General features: G+C 60.4%; 20 protein-coding genes. 16 read left to right on the top strand and 4 right to left on the bottom strand.

Annotation, left to right across the window (positions count from 1 at the left end; translation table 11 throughout):
• The first annotated feature begins 18 nt into the window (after positions 1 to 18).
• Positions 19 to 969, top strand: a complete 951-nt coding sequence (locus ACFFT4_RS08670; RefSeq protein ID WP_378046791.1) for a helix-turn-helix transcriptional regulator — start codon at positions 19 to 21, stop codon at positions 967 to 969.
• Positions 970 to 1,090: 121 nt separating this feature from the next.
• Positions 1,091 to 2,275, top strand: coding sequence for an MFS transporter (locus ACFFT4_RS08665; protein ID WP_378046789.1), 1,185 nt, complete (start codon positions 1,091 to 1,093; stop codon positions 2,273 to 2,275).
• Here the strand turns inward: ACFFT4_RS08665 and ACFFT4_RS08660 are convergent.
• On the bottom strand, positions 2,272 to 3,129 hold the full coding sequence (locus ACFFT4_RS08660) for a helix-turn-helix domain-containing protein (protein WP_378046787.1): 858 nt from the start codon (positions 3,127 to 3,129) through the stop codon (positions 2,272 to 2,274). The two genes, ACFFT4_RS08665 and ACFFT4_RS08660, sit on opposite strands and share 4 nt — an antisense overlap.
• Positions 3,130 to 3,300: 171 nt before the next feature.
• Here ACFFT4_RS08660 and ACFFT4_RS08655 point away from each other — a divergent pair, with 171 nt between their 5' ends.
• From ACFFT4_RS08655 to ACFFT4_RS08630, 6 genes are all read left to right on the top strand, one after another.
• Entirely contained in the window at positions 3,301 to 4,131 is an 831-nt protein-coding gene (locus tag ACFFT4_RS08655) for an amidohydrolase family protein (RefSeq protein ID WP_378046786.1), read from the top strand.
• Positions 4,128 to 5,618 (top strand): tagaturonate reductase, encoded by a 1,491-nt coding sequence (locus ACFFT4_RS08650; RefSeq protein WP_378046785.1) that lies wholly within the window; start codon positions 4,128 to 4,130, stop codon positions 5,616 to 5,618. The genes ACFFT4_RS08655 and ACFFT4_RS08650 overlap by 4 nt, the downstream gene beginning before the upstream one ends.
• On the top strand, positions 5,615 to 7,108 hold the full coding sequence (locus ACFFT4_RS08645) for a UxaA family hydrolase (RefSeq protein ID WP_378046783.1): 1,494 nt from the start codon (positions 5,615 to 5,617) through the stop codon (positions 7,106 to 7,108). The genes ACFFT4_RS08650 and ACFFT4_RS08645 overlap by 4 nt, the downstream gene beginning before the upstream one ends.
• Positions 7,108 to 8,052, top strand: coding sequence for an aldo/keto reductase (locus ACFFT4_RS08640; protein WP_378046781.1), 945 nt, complete (start codon positions 7,108 to 7,110; stop codon positions 8,050 to 8,052). The genes ACFFT4_RS08645 and ACFFT4_RS08640 overlap by 1 nt, the downstream gene beginning before the upstream one ends.
• Positions 8,053 to 8,066: 14 nt before the next feature.
• Positions 8,067 to 9,080 (top strand): zinc-binding alcohol dehydrogenase family protein, encoded by a 1,014-nt coding sequence (locus tag ACFFT4_RS08635; RefSeq protein WP_378046779.1) that lies wholly within the window; start codon positions 8,067 to 8,069, stop codon positions 9,078 to 9,080.
• Between the two features lie 170 nt (positions 9,081 to 9,250).
• Positions 9,251 to 10,408 (top strand): cation:proton antiporter, encoded by a 1,158-nt coding sequence (locus ACFFT4_RS08630; RefSeq protein ID WP_378046778.1) that lies wholly within the window; start codon positions 9,251 to 9,253, stop codon positions 10,406 to 10,408.
• Here the strand turns inward: ACFFT4_RS08630 and ACFFT4_RS08625 are convergent, their stop codons facing one another.
• The gene (locus ACFFT4_RS08625; RefSeq protein ID WP_378046776.1) at positions 10,409 to 11,050 is read right to left on the bottom strand and encodes a hypothetical protein; all 642 of its coding nucleotides are present in this window, start codon (positions 11,048 to 11,050) and stop codon (positions 10,409 to 10,411) included.
• 61 nt (positions 11,051 to 11,111) lie between these two features.
• Positions 11,112 to 11,885, bottom strand: a complete 774-nt coding sequence (locus ACFFT4_RS08620; protein ID WP_378046775.1) for a C40 family peptidase — start codon at positions 11,883 to 11,885, stop codon at positions 11,112 to 11,114.
• A gap of 355 nt (positions 11,886 to 12,240) precedes the next feature.
• On the opposite strand from ACFFT4_RS08620, the gene ACFFT4_RS08615 reads away from it, so the two are divergent.
• From ACFFT4_RS08615 to ACFFT4_RS08585, 7 genes are all read left to right on the top strand, one after another.
• A complete protein-coding gene (locus tag ACFFT4_RS08615) occupies positions 12,241 to 14,214 on the top strand; it encodes an ATP-dependent DNA helicase (protein WP_378046773.1) in 1,974 nt (657 codons plus the stop codon).
• Between the two features lie 76 nt (positions 14,215 to 14,290).
• On the top strand, positions 14,291 to 14,833 hold the full coding sequence (locus tag ACFFT4_RS08610; protein ID WP_378047179.1) for an NADPH-dependent FMN reductase: 543 nt from the start codon (positions 14,291 to 14,293) through the stop codon (positions 14,831 to 14,833).
• A gap of 222 nt (positions 14,834 to 15,055) precedes the next feature.
• Positions 15,056 to 15,517 carry a MarR family winged helix-turn-helix transcriptional regulator gene (locus ACFFT4_RS08605; protein WP_378046771.1) on the top strand — a complete coding sequence of 154 codons (462 nt, stop codon included), beginning with the start codon at positions 15,056 to 15,058 and terminating at the stop codon, positions 15,515 to 15,517.
• The gene (locus tag ACFFT4_RS08600; RefSeq protein ID WP_378046769.1) at positions 15,504 to 16,982 is read left to right on the top strand and encodes a DHA2 family efflux MFS transporter permease subunit; all 1,479 of its coding nucleotides are present in this window, start codon (positions 15,504 to 15,506) and stop codon (positions 16,980 to 16,982) included. The genes ACFFT4_RS08605 and ACFFT4_RS08600 overlap by 14 nt, the downstream gene beginning before the upstream one ends.
• 139 nt (positions 16,983 to 17,121) lie before the next feature.
• A complete protein-coding gene (locus ACFFT4_RS08595; RefSeq protein ID WP_378046768.1) occupies positions 17,122 to 18,039 on the top strand; it encodes a glycerophosphodiester phosphodiesterase in 918 nt (305 codons plus the stop codon).
• 17 nt (positions 18,040 to 18,056) lie between these two features.
• Positions 18,057 to 18,809 carry an SDR family NAD(P)-dependent oxidoreductase gene (locus tag ACFFT4_RS08590; protein ID WP_378046766.1) on the top strand — a complete coding sequence of 251 codons (753 nt, stop codon included), beginning with the start codon at positions 18,057 to 18,059 and terminating at the stop codon, positions 18,807 to 18,809.
• 20 nt (positions 18,810 to 18,829) lie between these two features.
• Positions 18,830 to 19,120 (top strand): YqkE family protein, encoded by a 291-nt coding sequence (locus ACFFT4_RS08585; RefSeq protein WP_378046764.1) that lies wholly within the window; start codon positions 18,830 to 18,832, stop codon positions 19,118 to 19,120.
• A 91-nt stretch (positions 19,121 to 19,211) separates the two neighbouring features.
• Here the strand turns inward: ACFFT4_RS08585 and ACFFT4_RS08580 are convergent, their stop codons facing one another.
• Positions 19,212 to 19,400, bottom strand: coding sequence for a uracil-DNA glycosylase (locus ACFFT4_RS08580; protein ID WP_378046762.1), 189 nt, complete (start codon positions 19,398 to 19,400; stop codon positions 19,212 to 19,214).
• 78 nt (positions 19,401 to 19,478) lie between these two features.
• On the opposite strand from ACFFT4_RS08580, the gene ACFFT4_RS08575 reads away from it, so the two are divergent.
• Entirely contained in the window at positions 19,479 to 20,630 is a 1,152-nt protein-coding gene (locus tag ACFFT4_RS08575; protein ID WP_378046761.1) for a M15 family metallopeptidase, read from the top strand.
• Positions 20,631 to 20,695: the final 65 nt, after the last annotated feature.

Genomic DNA, 20,695 nt, shown 5'->3' with positions numbered 1-20,695 from the left:
TGTTAGGAGGGAACGGGCATGGACGCCTCCTTGGACGCCATTTATCAGCTTTATTTCGACACCGCGCCGGTTTCCCGCGTCGGTCCGACGACTTATGCCGTCGCCCCGTCGGCGGGGAGCGGAAGCATTCACCGGATGAGCACTTACAGCGGAATCGAGATCGTCTATTCGGAATATCGCCTGCATTCGCGGCAGTTGAATCGCTTCGCTACGAGGGAACGGATGATCGAGCTGCAATTCGCCCTGTCCGGCCGGCGTTCCGCTTGCGTCTCCGGGCTGGATTTTACGCTGGAGAGCGGCAAGGGCGCTCTGCTGCTGATGCAGGACTTCGACGTCGAATTCGACATCGGCTGCGAAGAAACGTTCCGTTCGTTTACGCTGGGAATACCGGTGGAATTGTTCGAGTACGCGGCGGCGCGCGATCGTCAAGGCGACTCGCATTTCGAGCGGCTGACGAAAGGCCTCGCCTTCCGGACGCTTGAGTTCGTGCCGGACGAACGGGGCTTAATGCTGGTTCGGAGGCTGATCGAGGACGCGCAAGGGGCGTCGCGCGCTCCGCTGTTGATGGAATCCGCCGCTTACGAGCTGCTTAATCTTTATCTGACGCAGCTGTTCGAGCCGACGCCCGTCCGGGAGGGACTTTCGCGGGAAGACGTTCGCAGGCTGCGGCGGGCGGCGGAAATTCTCGAAGCGCAGATGAGAAATCCGCCGTCGCTGCTGGCGTTGGCCAGATTGGCTTGCATTAACGATTACAAGCTCAAGAAGGGCTTCAAAGCGCTTTACGGCACAACCGTCTACGAGTATTTGCGGCAAACGCGGATGAAGCACGCGATGAATTTGCTGCGTACGGGAGCGTCCAACGTAACGGAGGCGGCGATCGAGACGGGCTACTGCAATGTTAGCGCGTTCGCCGAGCAGTTCCGTAAAACGTACGGCATCAATCCGTCCGCGGTCAAACGAATCTACTGATCGCTCCGGAGGGCGAATTAATCCGTGCGGAGGGAGGAAACTCCGTACGAAGGCGGCAGCCGGTTCTTCTCTCCTGTAACGTAAAGTTCCGAGACAGGAGAAGGAGAGGAGAACGATTCGCATGTTCCGAATCAAAGCAAGCATTTTTTTCAGCGTATTCGCCGCCATGCTCGGCTTGATGCTGATCGCTCCGATTATGCCGCCGCTCATCCGCGAGCTGGGTTTAAGCGAAAGCCATTCCGGCTGGATCATCTCGCTGGGCTCCGTCACGATGGCCGTTATGGCGCCGGTCTGGGGCCGCCTAAGCGATACGCGAGGACGGAAAGCCGTTATTTTGACGGGGTTTGTCGGGATGGGGATCAGCTGTCTGCTGTTCGCCCTGGCGCTGTACGCCGGACTGCACGACTGGATTTCCGGCGGGCCGCTCGTTGCGCTGCTCATTGCGACGCGCGGCATGATCGGTCTGTTTATTCCGGCTGTTCTGTCCTCGGCGCAGGCGTATATGGGAGACGTTACCGAAGGGCGGGAGCGAACGGCCGGCATGGCCGTCATTAGCGCGGCGAACGGGATGGGGCTGGTGTTCGGCCCGGCGATCGCGGGAGTTTTCGCCGGAATCGGTCTGCTGTGGCCGCTGTATTTCGGCACGGCGCTGTCCTTTGCGGCATTCGCCGTCGCGCTGCTGTTTATTCCTCCGGCCAAGCCGGTCGCCAGGGAGAGGCCGGCCAAGGTGAATCCGTTCCGTCCGGGCTTGCGGGTGTATTTGCTGGCGGGGTTCGCCACGATGACCGGAGTGATCGGCATCCAGGTCGTCGGCGGATTTTATTTTCAGGACATGCTGCATTTGACCGGTCAAGGAACGGCGCGTATGGTATCCGTCGGACTGATGCTGTCCGGCTTCGCGATGCTGGCCGTGCAAGCCGTTCAGATGAAGGGGCCGAAGCTGCAGCCGAAAACGATGATGCTGGCAGGCGCTCTGTTCGTCGTGCTCGGCCTGCTCGTATTCCTCTACTCGGACAGTCAGGCTTTCTATTATTTCGCCTTTATCCTGTTCGGAGTCGGCGCCGGCTTGTCGATGCCGGGCTTTATGTCGGCCGCGTCGCTCGCGGTCTCCAAGGAGCAGCAGGGCGGGGTAGCCGGCCTCGTCGCCTCGGTGCAAGGCATCGCCGCCATCGTAACCCCGATTGTCGCGACAACCCTGTACCAGTCGCACATGAGCCTGCCTTTCTGGTTCATTATCGCGCTGACCGCAGCCGTCGCTCCGGTGCTTCTGTCCGTTAGGGGGAAAGCTGCGGTTGAATCGAACTAGCCCCGCCGATAGCCGGCAGGGGTTGTGCCGGTGAGTTTCTTGAATACGCGGTGAAAATGGGGCAGGCTCTCGAAGCCGCAGCGCTCGGCGATCAGGCTGACGTTGTCGTCGGTGCCGAGCAGCTGCTCCTTGGCCAGCACGATGCGTTTGGCGTTGACGTAGTCGGTGACGTTCATGCCGGTAATCTGCTTGAACACCCGGGAGAAGTGCGCGGCCGTGACGGAGGCGTGCCTGGCCAGCGCGGCCAGCCCGAGATCGGCGTCGGGATGCGTCGCGATATAGTGAAGGATGTCCTTCATCCACTGCGGGCCGATGCCCGATTCGTTCGCATCCTTGTCCATCGCGCTGTTCACGTGGCGGTTGATCAGAAGAAGCCATTGCTGGAGCAGCAGGCTGACGGCGTGGCGATAGCCGACCGCTTGGTTTGCCAGCTCGTCGCGGATCCGCTCCATCGCTTCCTCCGTAGCCAGGCGGAGCGGCTCGTCCAGCTCCAGCCGGTAATGCTTGCGTTTGCGGGCCAGCTCGAAGCAGCGCAAGCTGTTGTACGGCTCGCCGATGTCGCCCGAGGAGGCGAAGCCCGGGGCGAAAAAAACGGCCGTCGACGTCACCGGGTCCTGCGGGTCCTGGAACGAGCGGTGAATCGAATTGCCCGGCACGAGCAGCAGGTCGCCGGCCTTAATGTCGTACAGCTTCTGATCGATGAAGAACGCCGCCTTGCCCATGTAGACGTAAAAAAACTCATATTGATCGTGCAGATGGTCCGGAAGCTCCCGCTCCGGGCTTTTTTTATCTCGATAGACGAATTCGAACGGAAACAGCGGCTCGCTCGCGAACGGTTTGCGGTAAATTTTCATCGGATGCATCTCCCTAAAGTGCGGTATACGTATAAAATATCAAAATAGAGTACATTTCCGCAAGGATTAAGCCTTTTTACACCGCTTGCAGCTGATACAATAAAAACAATAGGACAATATTGAGCAGCCCCGAAATCGGGAGCCGCTTGGGCACGCAGGGGGAGAGGTTATATGAGAATCGACGCGCATCAGCATTTCTGGAAAATCGAACGGGGCGATTACGGCTGGATTACGCCGGAGCTGCCCGTGCTGTATCGCGACTATCTTCCCGAGCATCTGAAGCCCTCGCTCGACAAGCATCGCCTCGACGGCACGATTGCCGTGCAGGCGGCGCCGACGCTGGCGGAGACGGACTATCTGCTTGCGCTTGCGGAGCGCGAGCCTTCGATCCTGGGCGTGGTCGGATGGCTCGACCTGCACGATCCGAACCATCGCGAGCATTACCGGCGAATAGCAGCCCATCCGAAATTCGTCGGCTTCCGGACGATGATCCAGGAAATGCCCGACGCCGCCCGCATATTGGAGCCGGCGTTCGTGGAAGCGCTTTGCTTCTACTCCGACGAGGACGTGCCGGTCGATTTGCTTGTCCGCTCGGATCAGCTGGAGTATCTCGCGCGTTTGCTGGAGCTCGTTCCGAATTTGCGCGGAGTCGTCGATCATCTCGGCAAGCCCGCTATCGCTAACGGCCGTCTGGAGCCTTGGCTCTCGCAGATGAGCAGGATCGCCGGACATCCCGGCATCTCCTGCAAGCTGTCGGGTATGGTGACGGAAGCCGATCATGCGGCATGGCAGTATGATCAGTTTCAGCCGTATGTTCGCCATGCGAGCGAGCTGTTCGGTTCCGGGCGCGTCCTCTTCGGAAGCGATTGGCCGGTCTGCCTGCTGGCGGCAAGCTACGATCAAGTCGTCGAGGCAATCGAGAGCAACCTGCCCGAAGACTGGGGAGAAGCGGAACGCGCCCGTCTATACGGACTTAATGCAAAGGAGTTTTATAAGCTATGAACAAGCTGAATCGACAACAATTAACAGCCGCGGGGGCGGCGGAGCAGGGCCGGACCGACGCGCCGATTACGGTGCTGCAGATCGGGGAAGGCAACTTTCTGCGCGGATTTTTCGATTGGATGGTGCACGAGAGCCGCAAGCAGGGGCTGTTTCGCGGCGGGGTGGCGGTCACGCAGCCGCGTCCGTCGGGCAAGCCGAAGATTGAGGCGCTGAACGGGCAGGATCGTCTGTATACGCTGGTTATCCGGGGGCTCGACAACGGGGAGCCGGTCGAACGGAGGGAGATCGTCTCCGTATTCGCGGAAGCATTCGACCCGTACGGGGAATGGCAGCGAATGATCGAGCTGGCGGTCAGCCCGGATCTGCGATTCGTCGTCTCGAACACGACGGAAGCCGGCATCGTCTATCGTCCGGAGACGCTGACGGAAGGCGAGCCGATCGTTTCTTTTCCGGGTAAAATCGCTTACCTGCTGTACCGCAGATATTTGGCGTTCGACGGCGCGTCCGACCGCGGGCTGCTGTTCCTGCCGTGCGAGCTGGTGGAGCGCAACGGCGACGCGCTGCGGGAGAGCGTGCTGCAATACGCGGCGGATTGGGGACTGCCGGAAGCGTTCCGCGAGTGGGTGACGACGGCCAACCGCTTCCTGAATTCGCTTGTGGACCGAATCGTCGCCGGCTACCCGGATCAAGAGCAGGCCGAGGCGTGGTTCGCGGAATGGGGCTATCGCGACGATCTGCTATGCGTGGCCGAGCCGTACCATCTGTGGGCGATCGAAGGGGAGCCGGAGCTTGGGGAGCAGCTGCCTTTTGCGCAGGCCGGCCTGAACGTCGTATGGACGGACAGTCTCGAGCCTTACCGGGAACGCAAGGTGCGCATCCTGAACGGCGCCCATACGCTGATGACGCCGCTCGGCATTCTTGGCGGAGTCGAACATGTGCGCGAGCTGATGGAGCATGAGACGCTGGGAGCGTTCGTCAGGTCGACGGTGCGCGAAGAGATTGTCCCGACGCTGCCCTATCCGCAGGAAGAGATGGAGGCGTATGCGGACGAGGTGTTCGATCGGTATTTGAACCCGTTCGTCCGCCACCGGCTGTACGATATCGCGATGAACAGCGTCAGCAAGTTCAAGGTGCGGCTGCTTCCTTCGCTCGAGCACTATGCGCGCAAGGGCGAGCGGGTCCCGGACGGATTGGCGAAAGGCTTGGCCGCTCTGCTGCGTTACTATCGGGTTAAAAAAGACGGAGCGGAATACCGGGGAACGGCGTTCGACGGGCGGGCTTATACGGTGCGCGACGACGCGGAGGCGCTGGAGAAGCTGGCGGCCGTTTGGGACGAAGCCGGGCGGACGGGAGAGTCGCCGGAGCGGACGGCGGGCAGATTGCTGGCCTGCGAGCCGCTGTGGGGGCAGGATCTGTCGCAATGGCCGGGACTGGCGGCGCAGGTGGCGCAAATCTGGGCGGAATGGACGAAGGGGGAACGGGCATGAGAGAATGGCTTCGCGTCTCGGAGCGCGACCAGGTGGTCATCGCGCTGCGAGCTTTTACGGCGGGAGAGACGATCGTTCTGGAAGACGGAACGACGCTGACGGTAACCGAGGACGTGCCCGCAGGGCACAAAATATTGACGAGACCGGTCGCGGAAGGGGACGACGTGCTCAAATTCGGCTATTCCATCGGGAAGGCGAAGGCCGACTTGCAGCCGGGCGTCTGGGTGCATACGCACAATTTGCGCACGGGATTGAAAGGGCTGCTCGACTACCGGTACGAGCCCGCCCCTCCGGCCGCAAGCGTCAAGACGCCGCGGAGACAGACGTTCCAGGGCTATGTCCGGCCCAGCGGCGAAGTCGGCATTCGCAACGAGATTTGGGTCATCAACACGGTCGGCTGCATCAACAAGACGTGTGAGATTATCGCCAACCGGGCGAACGCGATGTATCGCGGGCGCGTGGAGGGCGTGTATCATTTTGCCCATCCGTTCGGCTGCTCGCAGCTTGGCGACGATCTTCTCTTTACGCAGAAGCTGCTGGCGTCGCTCGCCAATCATCCGAACGCCGCGGGCGTGCTCGTCGTCGGACTCGGCTGCGAGAACAACCAGATCGAGCAGTTCAAGGAAACGATCGGCGAGGCCGATTCGCGCAGAATCAAGTTCATGAAGTCTCAGGAAGCCGAGGACGAATTGGAGGAGGGGCTGGCGCTGATCGAAGAGCTGGTCGAGTACGCCGAGACGTTCGAGCGGGAGACGGTGCCGGTATCGAAGCTGAAAATCGGCCTGAAATGCGGCGGCTCGGACGGCTTCTCGGGCCTGACGGCCAATCCGCTCGTCGGCTCGCTGTCGGACCGGCTGATCGGTCTCGGAGGCACGGCGATCCTGACCGAGGTGCCGGAAATGTTCGGCGCGGAGACGATTCTGATGAATCGTGCGGCCGACGAGGCGGTGTTCGGGCGGATCGTATCGCTCGTGAACGACTTTAAGCACTATTTTATCCGGCATAACCAGGAAATCTACGAGAATCCTTCGCCCGGCAACAAGGCCGGAGGCATCACGACGCTGGAGGAGAAGTCGCTTGGCTGCACGCAGAAGGGCGGGCATTCTACCGTCACCGACGTCGTGCCTTACGGCGAGCGGGTGCGCGGGCCAGGGCTGAATTTGCTGGAAGCGCCCGGCAACGATCTCGTATCCGTTACGGCGCTGACGGCGGGCGGCGCGCATATCGTGTTTTTCACGACCGGGAGGGGAACGCCGTTCGGCGGACCGGCGCCTACCGTGAAGCTGTCGACGAACAGCGAGCTGGCCCGGCGGAAGAAAAACTGGATCGATTTCGACGCCGGCCGCCTGCTGCAGGACAAGAGCATGGACGAATTGACCGACGAGCTGTGGGACAAAATGCTGGACATCGCTTCCGGAGAAGCCCATACGCACAGCGAAGTGAACGGCTTCCGGGAAATCGCGATTTTCAAGGACGGAGTGATCCTCTAATGAAGAAGCGCAAGCTGGGCGGAACCGGGTTGGACGTGTCCGTGCTGAGCTTCGGAGCGTCCTCGCTCGGCTCCGTGTTCCGCGAGACGGACGACGCCGAAGCGATTCGTGCCGTGCACGCCGCGCTCGACAGCGGCATCAATTATATCGACGTGTCGCCCTATTACGGGCAGACGAAAGCCGAGACAGTGCTCGGCAGAGCGCTCAAGAACATTCCGCGCGATCGATACCTGCTGTCGACCAAGGCGGGCAGATACGGCGCCGACGAGTTCGACTTCAGCGCTCGCCGCATCCGGCAGAGCCTGGAGGAGAGCTTCGGCAGGCTGCATACCGACTACGCGGATATTTTGTTTCTGCACGATATCGAATTCGTTCCCGCGGACATCATTCTCGAGGAAGCCGTGCCGACGCTGCGGGAGCTGAAGCGGGAAGGGAAAATCCGCAATTACGGCATTTGCGGCCTGCCGCTTCCGCTGTTCGGGAAGCTGCTGCCGCAGATCGACGCGGACGCGATCATTTCTTATTGCCATTATTCGCTTAACGACACTTCTCTGCTCGGCCTGCTGCCGCTGCTGGAGAGCAGGGACGTCGGCCTGGTTAACGCCTCTCCGCTGTCGATGGGCCTGCTCAGCCTGCGGGGAACGCCGGATTGGCATCCCGCGAGCTCAGAGCTGAAAGCCGCGTGCCGCAGGGCGGCGGAGCATTGCGCGAGCCGGGGAGAAAATATCGCCAAGCTGGCCGTGCAGTTCTCGACGGCCAACGAGCGCATCCCGACGACGCTCGTCAGCACGGCCAGCCCGGACAACATCCGCGATAACGCGAGATGGACGGAAGAGCCGATGGATTCGGCGCTGCTGCGGGAAGTGCTGGACATTCTTGAGCCGGTGCTTGACTTGACGTGGACAAGCGGCAGACCGGAATATAACGAAGGCATTAAAGTTTAAGGAGACGGAAGACGATGAGGGGAATTGTGTGCGCGGAGATCGGCCGTTTCGAGCGGATCGAGCTTCCCGAACCCGTCGCCGGGGAAGGCGAAGCGATTGTCAGCGTCAAGAGAGTCGGCATATGCGGCACGGATTTGCATGCGTTTAAGGGGAATCAGCCCTTCTTCGATTATCCGCGGGTGCTTGGACACGAGCTTGCGGGCATCGTCGAACAAGTCGGAGACAACGAGGCGGGTTTGGCCGTCGGAGACCGGGTCGGCATCATTCCTTACCTGCACTGCGGGCAATGCGTCGCCTGCCGCCGGGGCAAAACGAATTGCTGCGTCTCCATGAAGGTGCTCGGCGTCCACATCGACGGGGGGATGAGAGAGCGCATCGCCGTTCCGGTATCGCATCTGGTCCGCGCGAACGATTTGACGCTCGACCAGGCCGCCGTGCTGGAGCCGCTGAGCATCGGAGCGCACGCGGTAAGAAGATCCGGCTTGCAGGCGGGGGAGACGGCGCTCGTCATCGGAGGAGGCCCGATCGGCCTCGGCGCGATGGCGTTCGCCCGGCATGCCGGGGCGAAGGTGATCGCCATGGACGTGAACGAGGAGCGGCTGGCGTTCTGTCGGTCGTGGGCGGGCGTCGACGCGACGGTAAACGCGCTCGGGGACGCGCCCGCCGAGCTGGCGGCGCTGACCGGCGGCGAGCTGCCGACGGTCGTGTTCGACGCGACGGGCAACGCGAAGTCGATGGCCGGAGCGTTCGCCTTGACCGCACACGGCGGCACGCTTGTCTACGTCGGTCTGGTCAAGACGGACATCGCCTTCCACGACCCGCTCTTCCACAGCCGCGAGCTGACGCTGATGGGCAGCCGCAACGCCACGAAAGAGGATTTCGAGCGCGTCTATTCGGCGGTGAAGAGCGGCGCGATCGACGTCGGGCGGTACGTGACGCACCGGGCTTCCTTCGCGGACATGATCGACTCGTTCGGAAGCTGGCTGAATCCGGCGACAGGGGTCATTAAAGCGATGGTCGAGCTGTAATGCCGCGGCCGAATCTCCGATCCGCGCATTTTCTTCTTGAGGAACGGGCCGATAACCGATATAATGATTTGCATTGAGGAACAAAATAGCGCTGTGCCTGGAGGAGCCTGTCAAAGCGGGCTTCTTTTTGTCTTTTTTGGGCATCTCAAATAGAGAGGGAGGTCGACCGTTTGGATTTTATTTTTGAACTGATGTTGATCGTATTGTGTACGAAGCTGGCCGGCGACCTGTCCGTCCGTCTGGGGCAGCCGGCCGTTCTGGGCAAGCTGATCGCCGGAATCGTCCTTGGACCCGCCGTGCTCGGCTGGGTCGGTCAAGGCGCCTTTATCGACGAGGTCGCGGAGATCGGGGTGCTGCTGCTCATGTTTATCGCGGGGCTGGAGACCGATCTGGACCAGATGAGACGCAGCTGGCAGTCGGCTTTCGCGGTCGCGGTCGCCGGCATTATTCTTCCCTTCGTCGGAGGGTACGGCACCGGCATCGCTTTCGGATTAAGCGGGAATTTCTCGCTGTTCCTCGGGGTGGTGCTGTCGGCCACGTCGGTGAGCATCTCGGTGCAGGTGCTTAAGGATATGAACAAGCTGAACTCGCGCGAAGGGACGACGATTCTCGGGGCGGCCGTCCTCGACGACATACTCGTCGTCATTCTGCTGGCGTTCATGATGAGCATGCTCGGCGCGGGCGCGGAGGTTTCGATCGGCGCGCTGCTCGGCAAGAAGGCGCTGTTCTTCGCCGTGACGATCGCCGGCGGCTGGCTTGTCGTGCCGCGGGTCATGAAATGGCTCGCGCCGCTGAAGGTGACGGAGGCGGTCGTCAGCGCCGCCCTGGTCGTCTGCTTCGCCTTCGCTTATTTCGCGGAGTCGCTGCAAATGGCCGGCATTATCGGGGCGTTCGCCGCGGGCATTGCCATCGGCCAAACCGGGTTTAAGGCGACGGTGGAGGAGAAAATCGAGCCGATCGCCTACTCGCTGTTCGTGCCGGTGTTTTTCGTCAGCATCGGACTGAACGTCTCTTTTGCCGGCTTGGGCGAGCACTGGCTCCTGACGCTCGCGGTCACGGCTGTCGCCTGCGCGACGAAGCTGGCCGGCGGCTGGCTCGGCGCTCGCGCGACCGGCTTCGACAGCCGATCCTCGCTGATCGTCGGAGCGGGCATGGTGTCCCGGGGAGAAGTCGCGCTGATCATCGCTTCGACGGGCTTGCAGGCGGGACTTCTGATTCCCGAATATTTTACGCCGATCGTCATCGCGGTTATTTTCACCACGCTCGCCACGCCGCCGCTGCTCAAGCTGTTCATCAAGGACGAGCCTCGGCGGCAGCCGAACGCCTAGCTACAGGCCGAACAGCCGGTAGACGAGGAAGGTGATGCCCGCGGCCAGAGCCGCTCCCGCGAGCGCCTGCGAAGGCGTATGCGCGCCGACGCGCCATCTCGCCCATCCGACGAGAACGATGAGCGGGACAAGCCAATAGGCTAGCGGAGTAATGAGCAGCGCGAGCGTCAGCACGGTTCCGGTCATGCCGATCAGATGCAGGCTGATCTTCCAGCGTGCAAGCTGCGTGACGAGCAGCGCGGCGGCGACCGCGCAGACCATGCCGGCGAACGTCGCCAGCAGCTCGAGCGGCGCAGCCAGCAGGAGCAGGAACGCGAAGACGCAGACCATGCATCCGATCGTATACAGGAACGGAACGAGGCGCTGCTCGCGGCGGCTGATGTCGTGATCGCTCCAGCGTCCGCGCGCGACGCCGCGCCGAATCAGCGCGAACGGCGCGCCCGCGGATCCGGCGCTGACGACGGCGCCCAGCAGGACGCCCCGGGGGATGGTCGGCGCAAAGCGAAGCGAGACGATCATGAACAGCGCCACGATCAGCACGAAAGGATGCAGCAGGAAAGAGACGAGGGACGCGGTGCGATATGCGGCGGAAGATTGGGTTTTCATCCCTTGATTATAACATGCCGCCCGGGTGCTCCGCACAGCGAAAATCCGCCTCCGGAAACGCTCCGGAAGCGGATTTCAACACACCTGCGCGAGAAGGTTAGCGAACGTTGCGGCCGAAGAAAGACGAGGGATGCCGGTCCGTGAAACGGTCGCCTCGATCGCCGCCGTTATCGGACCAGCGGCCGTTGCCGGACTGGCCGCCGCTCTCATTGGACGTTTCCGTTCCGCCCGCCGAGCTGCCGTTATCGGTCTGAGACTGACCGCCTGTCTGAGATTGATCGCCCGTCCGGGATGGATTGTCCGTTTGGGATTGACCGCCGCCCGTCGAAGCGTTCGTCGGAATGACGCGGCGCGCCGTTACGTAGGTTTTGTCCCAGGTGCTGCCCTCGAAGTCGGAAATGGTGACGCCGATTCCGACCCTGTACGTGTGCAGAAGTTTGCCGTCTCCGATATAAAGGCTGACGTGATTAATTTCGCCGTCCCTGTTCGTGTCGGAGAAAATAAGGTCCCCGGGCTGGAGCTGGCTCCTCGCAACGTAAACGCCGGCTTGCGATTGCTGCTTCGAGGAACGGGGAAGCTCGATTCCGCTCTGCTTGAATATATACTGCGTAAACGAGGAGCAGTCGAACGCGTCGGTGCGATTCGATTCGGCTCCGTACAAATAGCGGACGCCCATAAATTTCTTCCCTGCGGCAATGACCTCGTCGGCAATCGAGCTCGCCGAGCTGTCCGCGGCTTGCGCCTGCACGACGCCGGCTGCGGCGTGCGCGCTGTGGCCTCCCGCGAGCAGCGTCCCCGCCGACAAGGCGATCGTCAGGCTGAGCGCCGCGCCCAGCACGGCTTTGTTCATTTTATACAGCGGATATTTCATGATGAAATGCCTCCTTATGCAAATAGGAATGAGAACCGTTCGGAGCACTGCGTTCGCCCCTTCTGAAATCCACTTTACCACATCGTTTATGCCCATCATTTTCTAATAATAGGAGATAAATAGGCTGTTCAAGGCTCTGACGGTTATTCTTATAAAAACATGAGAGATTTCACATGCGGAAGCGCTTGACAAGCGCGGAAAAAAGAATCCGACGGCAGAGGGCGCGCCGCGATCGGAAATCGAGGCAAAAGGGCGAGATAAGCCCGCGAAACCCGGTTTCCCTATTCGGGCTTTGCATTTGCGGAGCGGAAGTGTGATAATGTCTCGACAACGTTTGTAGTGGAGGCCTCATCCTTTGAATCGGTATCCTTTTATAGTAGAGCCCGGCAAGCCTTATGTGCAGCAGGTCGGCGAGTGGGTCGCGGACGTGTTTTACGACGCGCTGCCGGAAGCGGGCTTCGAAATTCGCGACGAGCAGATTTATATGGCGTTCCAACTGGAGAAGGCGTTCGCGGAGAAACAGACGATATTCGCCGAAGCGGGCGTCGGAACCGGCAAGACGCTGGCTTATTTGCTGTACGCCGTCAGCTATGCCCGCTATCATCGCAAGCCTGCGATTATCGCCTGCGCCGACGAATCGCTGATCGAGCAGCTCGTCAAGCCGGAAGGCGACATCGCCAAGCTGACCAAGCATCTGGGCCTGTCGATCGACGCCAGATTGGCCAAATCGCAGGATCGCTACCTCTGTCTGAACAAGCTCGATCAGGCGAGAACGGAGTACGAAGAGACGGAGCTGTACCGGGGAGTGTACGAAGCGCTTCCGGCGTTCGTAAGCAAGAGCGAGGGACTGCAGGCGTTCCATGCTTACGGGGACCGCAAGATGTACCCGCAGCTGAGCGATCGTCAATGGGACAGAATCAACTGGGACCCGTTCCAGGATTGCTTTGTCTGCGAGAAGCGGCATCGCTGCGGGCAGACGCTGTCCCGCGAGTTTTACCGCAAGTCGGCCGATCTGATTATCTGCTCCCACGATTTTTACATGGAGCACGTCTGGACGTACGACGGGAGAAGAAGAGAGGGACAGCTGCCGCTGCTGCCCGATCATTGCGCCGTCGTCTTCGACGAGGGCCATCTGCTGGAATCGGCGGCGCAGAAGGCGCTCACTTATCGCATCAAGCACGAGAATTTCGAGCAGCTCGTCACCCGACTGCTGAAGAACGATATTCGCGAGTCGCTGGCCGTGGGAATCGACGAAGCGATCGCAAGAAGCGAAGCGCTGTTCGAGCTGCTCGAACGTCACAGTCGCGTCATTCCCGGCTCGGATCGCCGCGAGGTTCGGCTGAACGGCGAGCTGTACGGGGCGGTCGCCCGGCTGCGCGGGACGTTGGACGCTATAGAAGAAGCGCTTGTGTTCGAGAGCGAACTATACAATCTCGACGGCTATCAGCTGCGAATCGTCGAGGAGCACCTCGAGATGATGCAGAAGGCGCTCGGATTGTTCCAGAGCTCGGGCTCGCTCATCTGCTGGGCGACCGACAGCCCGACGGGGCTGACGCTTGTCGTGATGCCCAAGGCGGTCAAGGAGGTGCTGCGCGAAGGCGTCTTCTCCCGCGCGATGCCGGTCGTCTTCTCCTCCGCGACGCTGTCCGTTAACGGCAGCTTCGACTACTTGGCCGACGCGCTCGGAATAGACCGCTACTTGTCGTTCAGCGTAGCTTCTCCTTATGAATACGAAGACAAGATGGAGGCGCTCTGTCCGCTCCGCGCCGGCGAAGCGGGGTTTTCCGGCAAGCTGGAGGCCGCCGCGCGCATGCTGCTCCGGACCGGGGGAAGGGCGCTGATGCTGTTTCCGTCCCGGGAGGAGTTGGCCGAGTTCCAGGCGGCCGTTCCTCAATGCGAAGCGATCTCGCATCTCGAGTTCGCTTTCGAGGGGGAAGGAGAGATCAGCCGGCTGATCGCCGAATTCGAGGCGAACGAGACCCGGGTGCTGTGCGCCGTCACGCTCTGGGAAGGGCTGGACGTCCCCGGACCGGCGTTGTCCAACGTTATCGTCTGGTCGCTGCCTTTTCCTCCGAACGATCCGGTATTTGCCGCCAAGCGCCAGGACGCTCTGTCGCCCTACGACGAGGTGGATCTGCCCTATATGCTGCTGCGTCTCAAGCAGGGCATCGGCAGGCTGATCCGCTCGCGGGACGATTCGGGCCTGGTCGCGATCGTCGACGAACGTCTGCGCGCAAACTCCGGACTGACCGCCCTCGTGAACGGATTGCTGCCCCCCGGCGTCGAGCTCGGTTTCGAGGAAGAGGAAGCGGAGTTCGGCGAAAATTAAGTTGTCTTTCGTGCCAGCGGTGCTAATATAAGGAAAGAGGAAGCAAAAATCCTAATTATGGGGGTGCGATCGGATGTTGAAAATTGCCGCACTAATCGGAAGTCTAAGACAGGGTTCCTACAACATGCAGTTGGCGCTCACGATGAAGGAACGCTACATTAACAAGTTGGATCTGGAAATCGCGGACATTCGGTCTCTTCCGTTTTTCGATCAGGACATCGAGTTGAATCCGCCGCAAGCGGTGCGCCCGTTCCTCCGGACAATCGCGGCCGCGGACGGCGTGCTGATCGTGACGCCGGAATACAACTGGTCCGTTCCCGGCGTGCTCAAGAACGCGATCGATTGGCTGTCGCGCGTCGACAAGGTGCTGATCGGCAAGCCGCTCATGATCGCCGGCGTCTCTCCCGGGATGATGGGAACGATTCGCGCCCAGCTCCATCTGCGCGAAATATTGGCCAGCCCCGGCCTGCAGGCCAAGCTGCTGCCGCCGGCGGGCAGCGAGATCATTATCAGCTCCGCCGCGCTGAAGTTCGATGAGACGACGAACCGGCTGGTCGACGAATCGACGCTGCGTCATATCGACCGCGTCGTGGACAAGTTTATCGAATTTGTCGGGTGAACCGAATTCAGGAATTCAAAAATTTAAGAAGCCTCTTCCGCATTGGCGGAGGCGGCTTTTTTGTTGTTTTCCGGCCGAAGCAGGGAATATTTTATGATCATTTTTACATATGTAAACATTGACATAGAGGCAAAAAGAGCGTATTTTATTTCGTATGCGAAATATTCCTTTGCGAACATTAACGGGGAAAGGAGCAGGCAGCGAGAGAAAGGAGTGGTTCCTTTGCATGAAGCCGAGAGGCTGCAAACGATCTTCAAATCGTTTCGCGAGGTCAACCAGGCGTTTCACCAATCGATGACGTTGGCGACGCAGCAGATGGGCGTCACCGCCATTCAATATTTCGTCATGAAAATCGTCGTCGAAAATCCGGGCATTGGACTGAACGAGCTCGCCGAGAAAATTTTCTCGGTCACGAGTACGACAAGCGGCATCGTGGAGAGAATGGTGCGGGCCGGCTGGCTGTCCCGCGAGCGTCCGCCCACGAATCGGCGATCGATTCGGCTTACGCTCACGCCCGAGGGAGAACGACTATGGGGCAAGGTCAGCAAGCTTCGCCAATCGCAGATGACGGCGGCGTTCTCGCAGCTTTCCGTCGAAGACGTCGCGCAGCTGCAGCGCATACACAAGCGAATTGTGAACATCATACAGAGACAGAGAGAAGGAGAGAATCATGAGTACAAGTAGTTTAAGGAGAGGTCCGATCGTTGCCGCGCTCATTATCGCCGCGTTCGTTGCGATTTTGTCGCAGACGCTGTTGAACGTAGCCTTGCCGGTTATGATGGAGGACCTCGGAATCAGCGCGAACACCGTTCAATGGCTGTCGACGGGGTATTTGCTCGTGAACGGGGTGCTCGTGCCCGTCAGCGCCTATTTGATCGAGCGGTTTACGACCAGGAAATTGTTTATGGCCGCCGTCGGATTGTTCACGCTGGGCACGATTATTTGCGCGGTAGCGCCAACCTTTGAATTCGTGCTTTCCGGTCGTCTGATCCAAGCCGCAGGAGCGGGCATTCTGATGCCGCTCATGACCGTTATCTTCCTGACGATCTTCCCGATCCAGGAACGCGGCAAAGCGATGGGGATGATGGGGCTGGCGATGATCTTCGCCCCTGCGGTCGGCCCGACGCTGTCCGGCTGGGTCGTCGAGCACTACGACTGGCGGGTGCTGTTCTACATCGTTCTGCCGATTTCGATCTTCTCGCTCATCTTCGGAGCGTTCTCGATGAAGAACGTCACCAAAAATTCGATGCCCAAGCTCGATATGCTGGGAATTATTTTCTCGACGCTTGGCTTCGGCGGCCTTCTGTACGGCTTCAGCGACGCGGGTCAAGACGGATGGGACAGCCCGCGGGTTATCGGCAGCCTGATCGTCGGCGCCGTCTCGCTCGCGCTGTTCTTCTGGAGAGAGTGGACGATCGACAAGCCGATTCTCGAATTCCGCGTATTCAAGTACAATATGTTTTCCTTGACGACGGTCATTAACGTGATTATTACGATGTCGATGTTTTCCGGCATGATTCTGCTTCCGATCTATTTGCAGACGATTCGCGGCTTCTCGCCGATGGACGCGGGCCTGCTGCTGCTTCCCGGCGCTATCCTGATGGGCATCATGTCCCCGATTACCGGCATTATTTTCGATAAAATCGGAGCCCGCTGGCTGGCCGTCGTCGGACTGCTCATTACAACGTTCACGACTTACGAATTCAGCCAGCTGACGGCGGATACAACCTATACGCATCTGATCGTCATGTACTCGCTGCGGATGTTCGGCATGTCGATGCTCATGATGCCGATCCAGACCGCCGGCTTGAACCAGCTGCCGCAAAGACTGAACGCGCACGGCTCGGCGATGTCGCAGACGCTGCGGAACGTCGCGGGCGCGCTCGGAACGGCGTTCCTCGTCACGGTCATGTCGAATTCCGCCTCCAGCCGCGTCAAGGAGCTGATCGTCCAGAACAACATCGATCCGGCGAACCAGGCGGCCATGCTCGAGGCGACCCAGCAAGGAACGATCTACGGCATCAATTACTCGTTCGTCATTGCGACCTGGATGACCGTAGCGGCGCTGGCGCTGGCCTTCTTCATCAAGAAGGTGAAGCCGCACCAGGAGCCGATCGCTTCGGCCCAGCTTCAGAAGCAAGCGAACTAATCCGGCGGCCCGTAAGCGGCAGTCGTCTTGTCAGGGCCGATTCCCGCGGGAATTGGCCCTGATCTCTTTTCAGCCGGCGGTTAAAAATGGTAGTATCAAGGGATACCGGACTTCGCAAGGACATCTCAGGGAGGCCTATATGGTCAAGAAGCCGCAGGAGCCTTTAACCATTCCCAAATGGTATTTTTACACGCTGCATTTGATGCTGTTAAGCGCTCTTGGCGGACTGGCTTATCTGCTGTCGGCCATCCCGCTCGACTTTCCGGGATTATTCCTGTCCGACGAGAAAATCGTTACGGTGGCCCATCGGGGAGCTTCCGGTTACGCGCCGGAAAGCACGCTCTCCTCGTATCGGCTCGGCGTCAAGATGAAGGCGGATTACATCGAGATCGACGTTCAGATGACGGCGGACGGGGAATTGATCGCGATGCACGACAAGACGGTCGATCGCACGACGAACGGCACGGGCTCCGTGAAGAAAATGACGCTGGCCCAGATCAAGGCGCTCGACGCGGGCTCCTGGTTTAACGAGAAGCATCCGATCTATGCCCGGGACGACTATGTGAATGAGCGGGTTCCGACGCTTCGCGAAATTTTCGAGGCGTTCGGCAAGGACACCCGCTACATGCTGGAGACGAAAGATCCGGAAGAGCACCCCGGCATGGAGGAGAAAATGTGGGCGCTCGTCGAGGAGTTCGATTTGCGCAAGCACGTGGCGGTTCAATCGTTCAGCCGGGACAGCCTGATGAAGATCAGAGAGTGGGACAAGGACGTTCCGCTGTTTCAGCTGCTGTGGTACAATCGGCCCGCGCGCATTTCCGAGCGGGCGTTGGACGAGATCGCGGCTTACGCGAACGGCATCGGAGCGAACTATTTGCGAATCGACGAAGGCTACGTGGATAGGGTCAAGCAGGCCGGCCTGCTGATCTATCCCTATACGGTCAATTATCAAGTCAATATGGAGAACGCGGTAAAATGGGGAGTCGACGGCGTCCATACGGACTTCCCCGACCGTTTTCTCGAGGTGATCGAAGAGTTGGACGACCCGGAGGTTTGACGAGGAGGGCGGTACGAATGAGCAAGCAGGAGGAGGCCCGCGTGGCGGTCGTGACGGGAGCGGGCTCCGGCATCGGGCGGGCCGTCGCGCTCGGGTATGCGGGCGTCGGCATCCGTACGGCGCTGATCGACCGCAATGAAGCGGCGCTGCGCGAGACGGGGGCGCTGATCCGGGAAGCCGGCGGCAGCTCCGGAGAATACGTGCTGGATTTAAGCGACGGCGGGGCGATCCCCGCCGTGATCGAACGAATCGCCGCAGATTTCGGACGCATCGACATTCTCGTCAACAACGCGGGGCTCGGCATCGGCAAATCCCCGTACGAGCTGGAGCTCGACGAGTGGGATTACGTGCTGAACACGAACCTGCGGGGCACCTTTCTCTGCTCGCGCGAATGCGCGAAAGCGATGAGAGCCGTCGGCGGAGGGGCGATCGTGAACATCGCCTCGACCCGCGCGTTCATGTCCGAGCCTCATTCGGAGGCGTACGCGGCTTCCAAGGGCGGCATCGTGTCGCTGACCCATGCGCTGGCCGCTTCGCTCGGTCCGGACGGGATTACGGTTAACGCGATCAGCCCGGGCTGGATCGAAACCGGCGATTACGGGAAGCTGACGGCGGCCGATCATGCCCAGCATTGGTCGGGAAGGGTCGGAAGGCCGGCGGATATTGTGCGGGCTTGCCTGTATTTGACCGAGCGCGGCAACGATTTTATAACGGGCACGAATATGACGATCGACGGCGGCATGACGAGGAAGATGATTTACGTCGAGTGACGGGCAAGGAGGAATGACGGATGGCGAAAGGGAAGAAGCGGCAGCCCGGACCTCAGGCTTCAAGGGCGCAGAGTTCGTCCCTGGAGCGGGAGCAGGGCGAGAAGCCGGTGACCCTGAAGGACATGCTCGGCGCGGATACGCTGGCCAAGCTGAAGCTGCAGGCGGAGACGCTGAAGCAGGAGGAAGTCCGGCAGAAGGAAGCAAAGCGGCAAGAGGCGGAGGCGGCCAGGGAGGCCGAGCGGAAAAGGCGCGAGCAGGATTTCGAATATTTGCTGAACGAGTCCTCTCTCGATTGGAAGAAATATAAATAGAAGAGCTAGCGGGGGTACGTCAAGCAAAAGTGACGAAGCAGGGGGCGAAAAGGCGGTGAAAGACGCCCTTGAGCGGGTTTGCATACACGCGCTAGGGACGGGTCTTGCCCGGCTTCGCCTCGAAGCTCATGCAGGGCTTGCCCGAAGAGGACTGAACGGCGAGGCTGGGCATCGCGGAGGTTTTGAAGCCGAACGAGCGGCAGCCTCGCGGGAAGTTCGGGTCCCAGGTAATATAGTAATGACGGCATTTCGTGCAATCGATGCGACGGGATTCGGACAACGGACTCCCTCCGTTTCTCTAGTTCTGCTTCGATTATAACCGCGATAGCGGCCGTCGGTCGAGAGAGGAGGGCCAGCTATGACGATTCGTTGGCTTCGCCGGAGCGGATGGATTGCCGTTCTCTGCCTGGCGATGGCGCTTGTCGCCGCCTGCGGCCGGGAGGAAGGCCAGGGCGGCGGGGAGAACGTGTCGGCTCTGTCTCCTTTGGCCGATATCCCCGCGGCTCAGGAGCCGGAGGGCTCTGGCGGTATCCCTGCGGATCAGGGAGAGGACGGGAGCTCTGACGGTATCCCGGTGGGTCAGGGAGAGTCGGGGAGCTTTGGCGGTATCCCCGCGGGTCAGGGAGAGCCGGAGGGCTCTGGTGGTATCCCTGTGGGTCAGGGAGAGTCGGGGAGCTCTGGCGGTATCCCCGCGGGTCAGGGAGAGTCGGGAGACTTTGCCGATATCCCCGCGGGTCAGGGAGAGGACGGAGGCTCTGGCGGTATCCCGAACGGTCAGGAGGCGGCAAGGGGAGAGACGTCCGGAGAGACTGGGGAGAACGGCGCGGTCGGGAGCGGCAATGGCAATGGAAGCGGGACTCCGCGGCCGACGTCTGTTTCCAAGCTGAGAAATTTGCCGGAAGGTTTCGTCTACCTCGACGAGGCGATTCCCGGAGCGCTGTTCGAGATTCGGTACGCGACGGAATACAATTTTGTCGGGGCGGTAATTGACGGTTACAACGCTCCGCTCGCGATCATGGCCGAACCGGCGGCCAAAGCGTTGAAGGCGGTGAACGAGGAGTTGGAGCAGTCCGGGTACGTTCTCCTGATCTACGACGCCTATCGGCCGGCGAAAGCGGTCGCGCATTTTAAGCGCTGGGCGCAGCAGCCGGAAGTGCCGGAAGAGCAAGCGATGAAAGACGTCTTTTATCCGGACGTCGACAAGTCGCAGCTGTTCAAGCTTGGATATATCGCTTCGAAGTCGGGCCATTCCCGCGGAAGCACCGTCGATCTGACCCTCGCGGACAGGGAGACCGGCATTCCCGCGGACATGGGGAGCCCGTTCGATTTTCTCGGGGACATATCCAGTCATGGAACAAAGAAGATCACGGCAGAGCAGACGGCCAATCGCGAGCTTCTCAAGAAGGCTATGGTGAAGCACGGCTTTAAGCCGTATAATAAAGAGTGGTGGCACTATACGTTGAAGGACGAGCCTTATCCCCAGAAGTATTTCGATTTTGACGTCGAATAAGGGAGTGCGGGTTTATCCTTCGGTAACGCGGGTATTCTAATTTTAGTTCAAGACGATCGGAGGCA

The organism is Cohnella cellulosilytica (assembly GCF_042431195.1).
Lineage (GTDB): Bacteria > Bacillota > Bacilli > Paenibacillales > Paenibacillaceae > Cohnella > Cohnella cellulosilytica.
The sequence above is the reverse complement of the archived record's forward strand: the minus strand, read 5'-3'. Positions and strand labels throughout refer to the sequence as shown.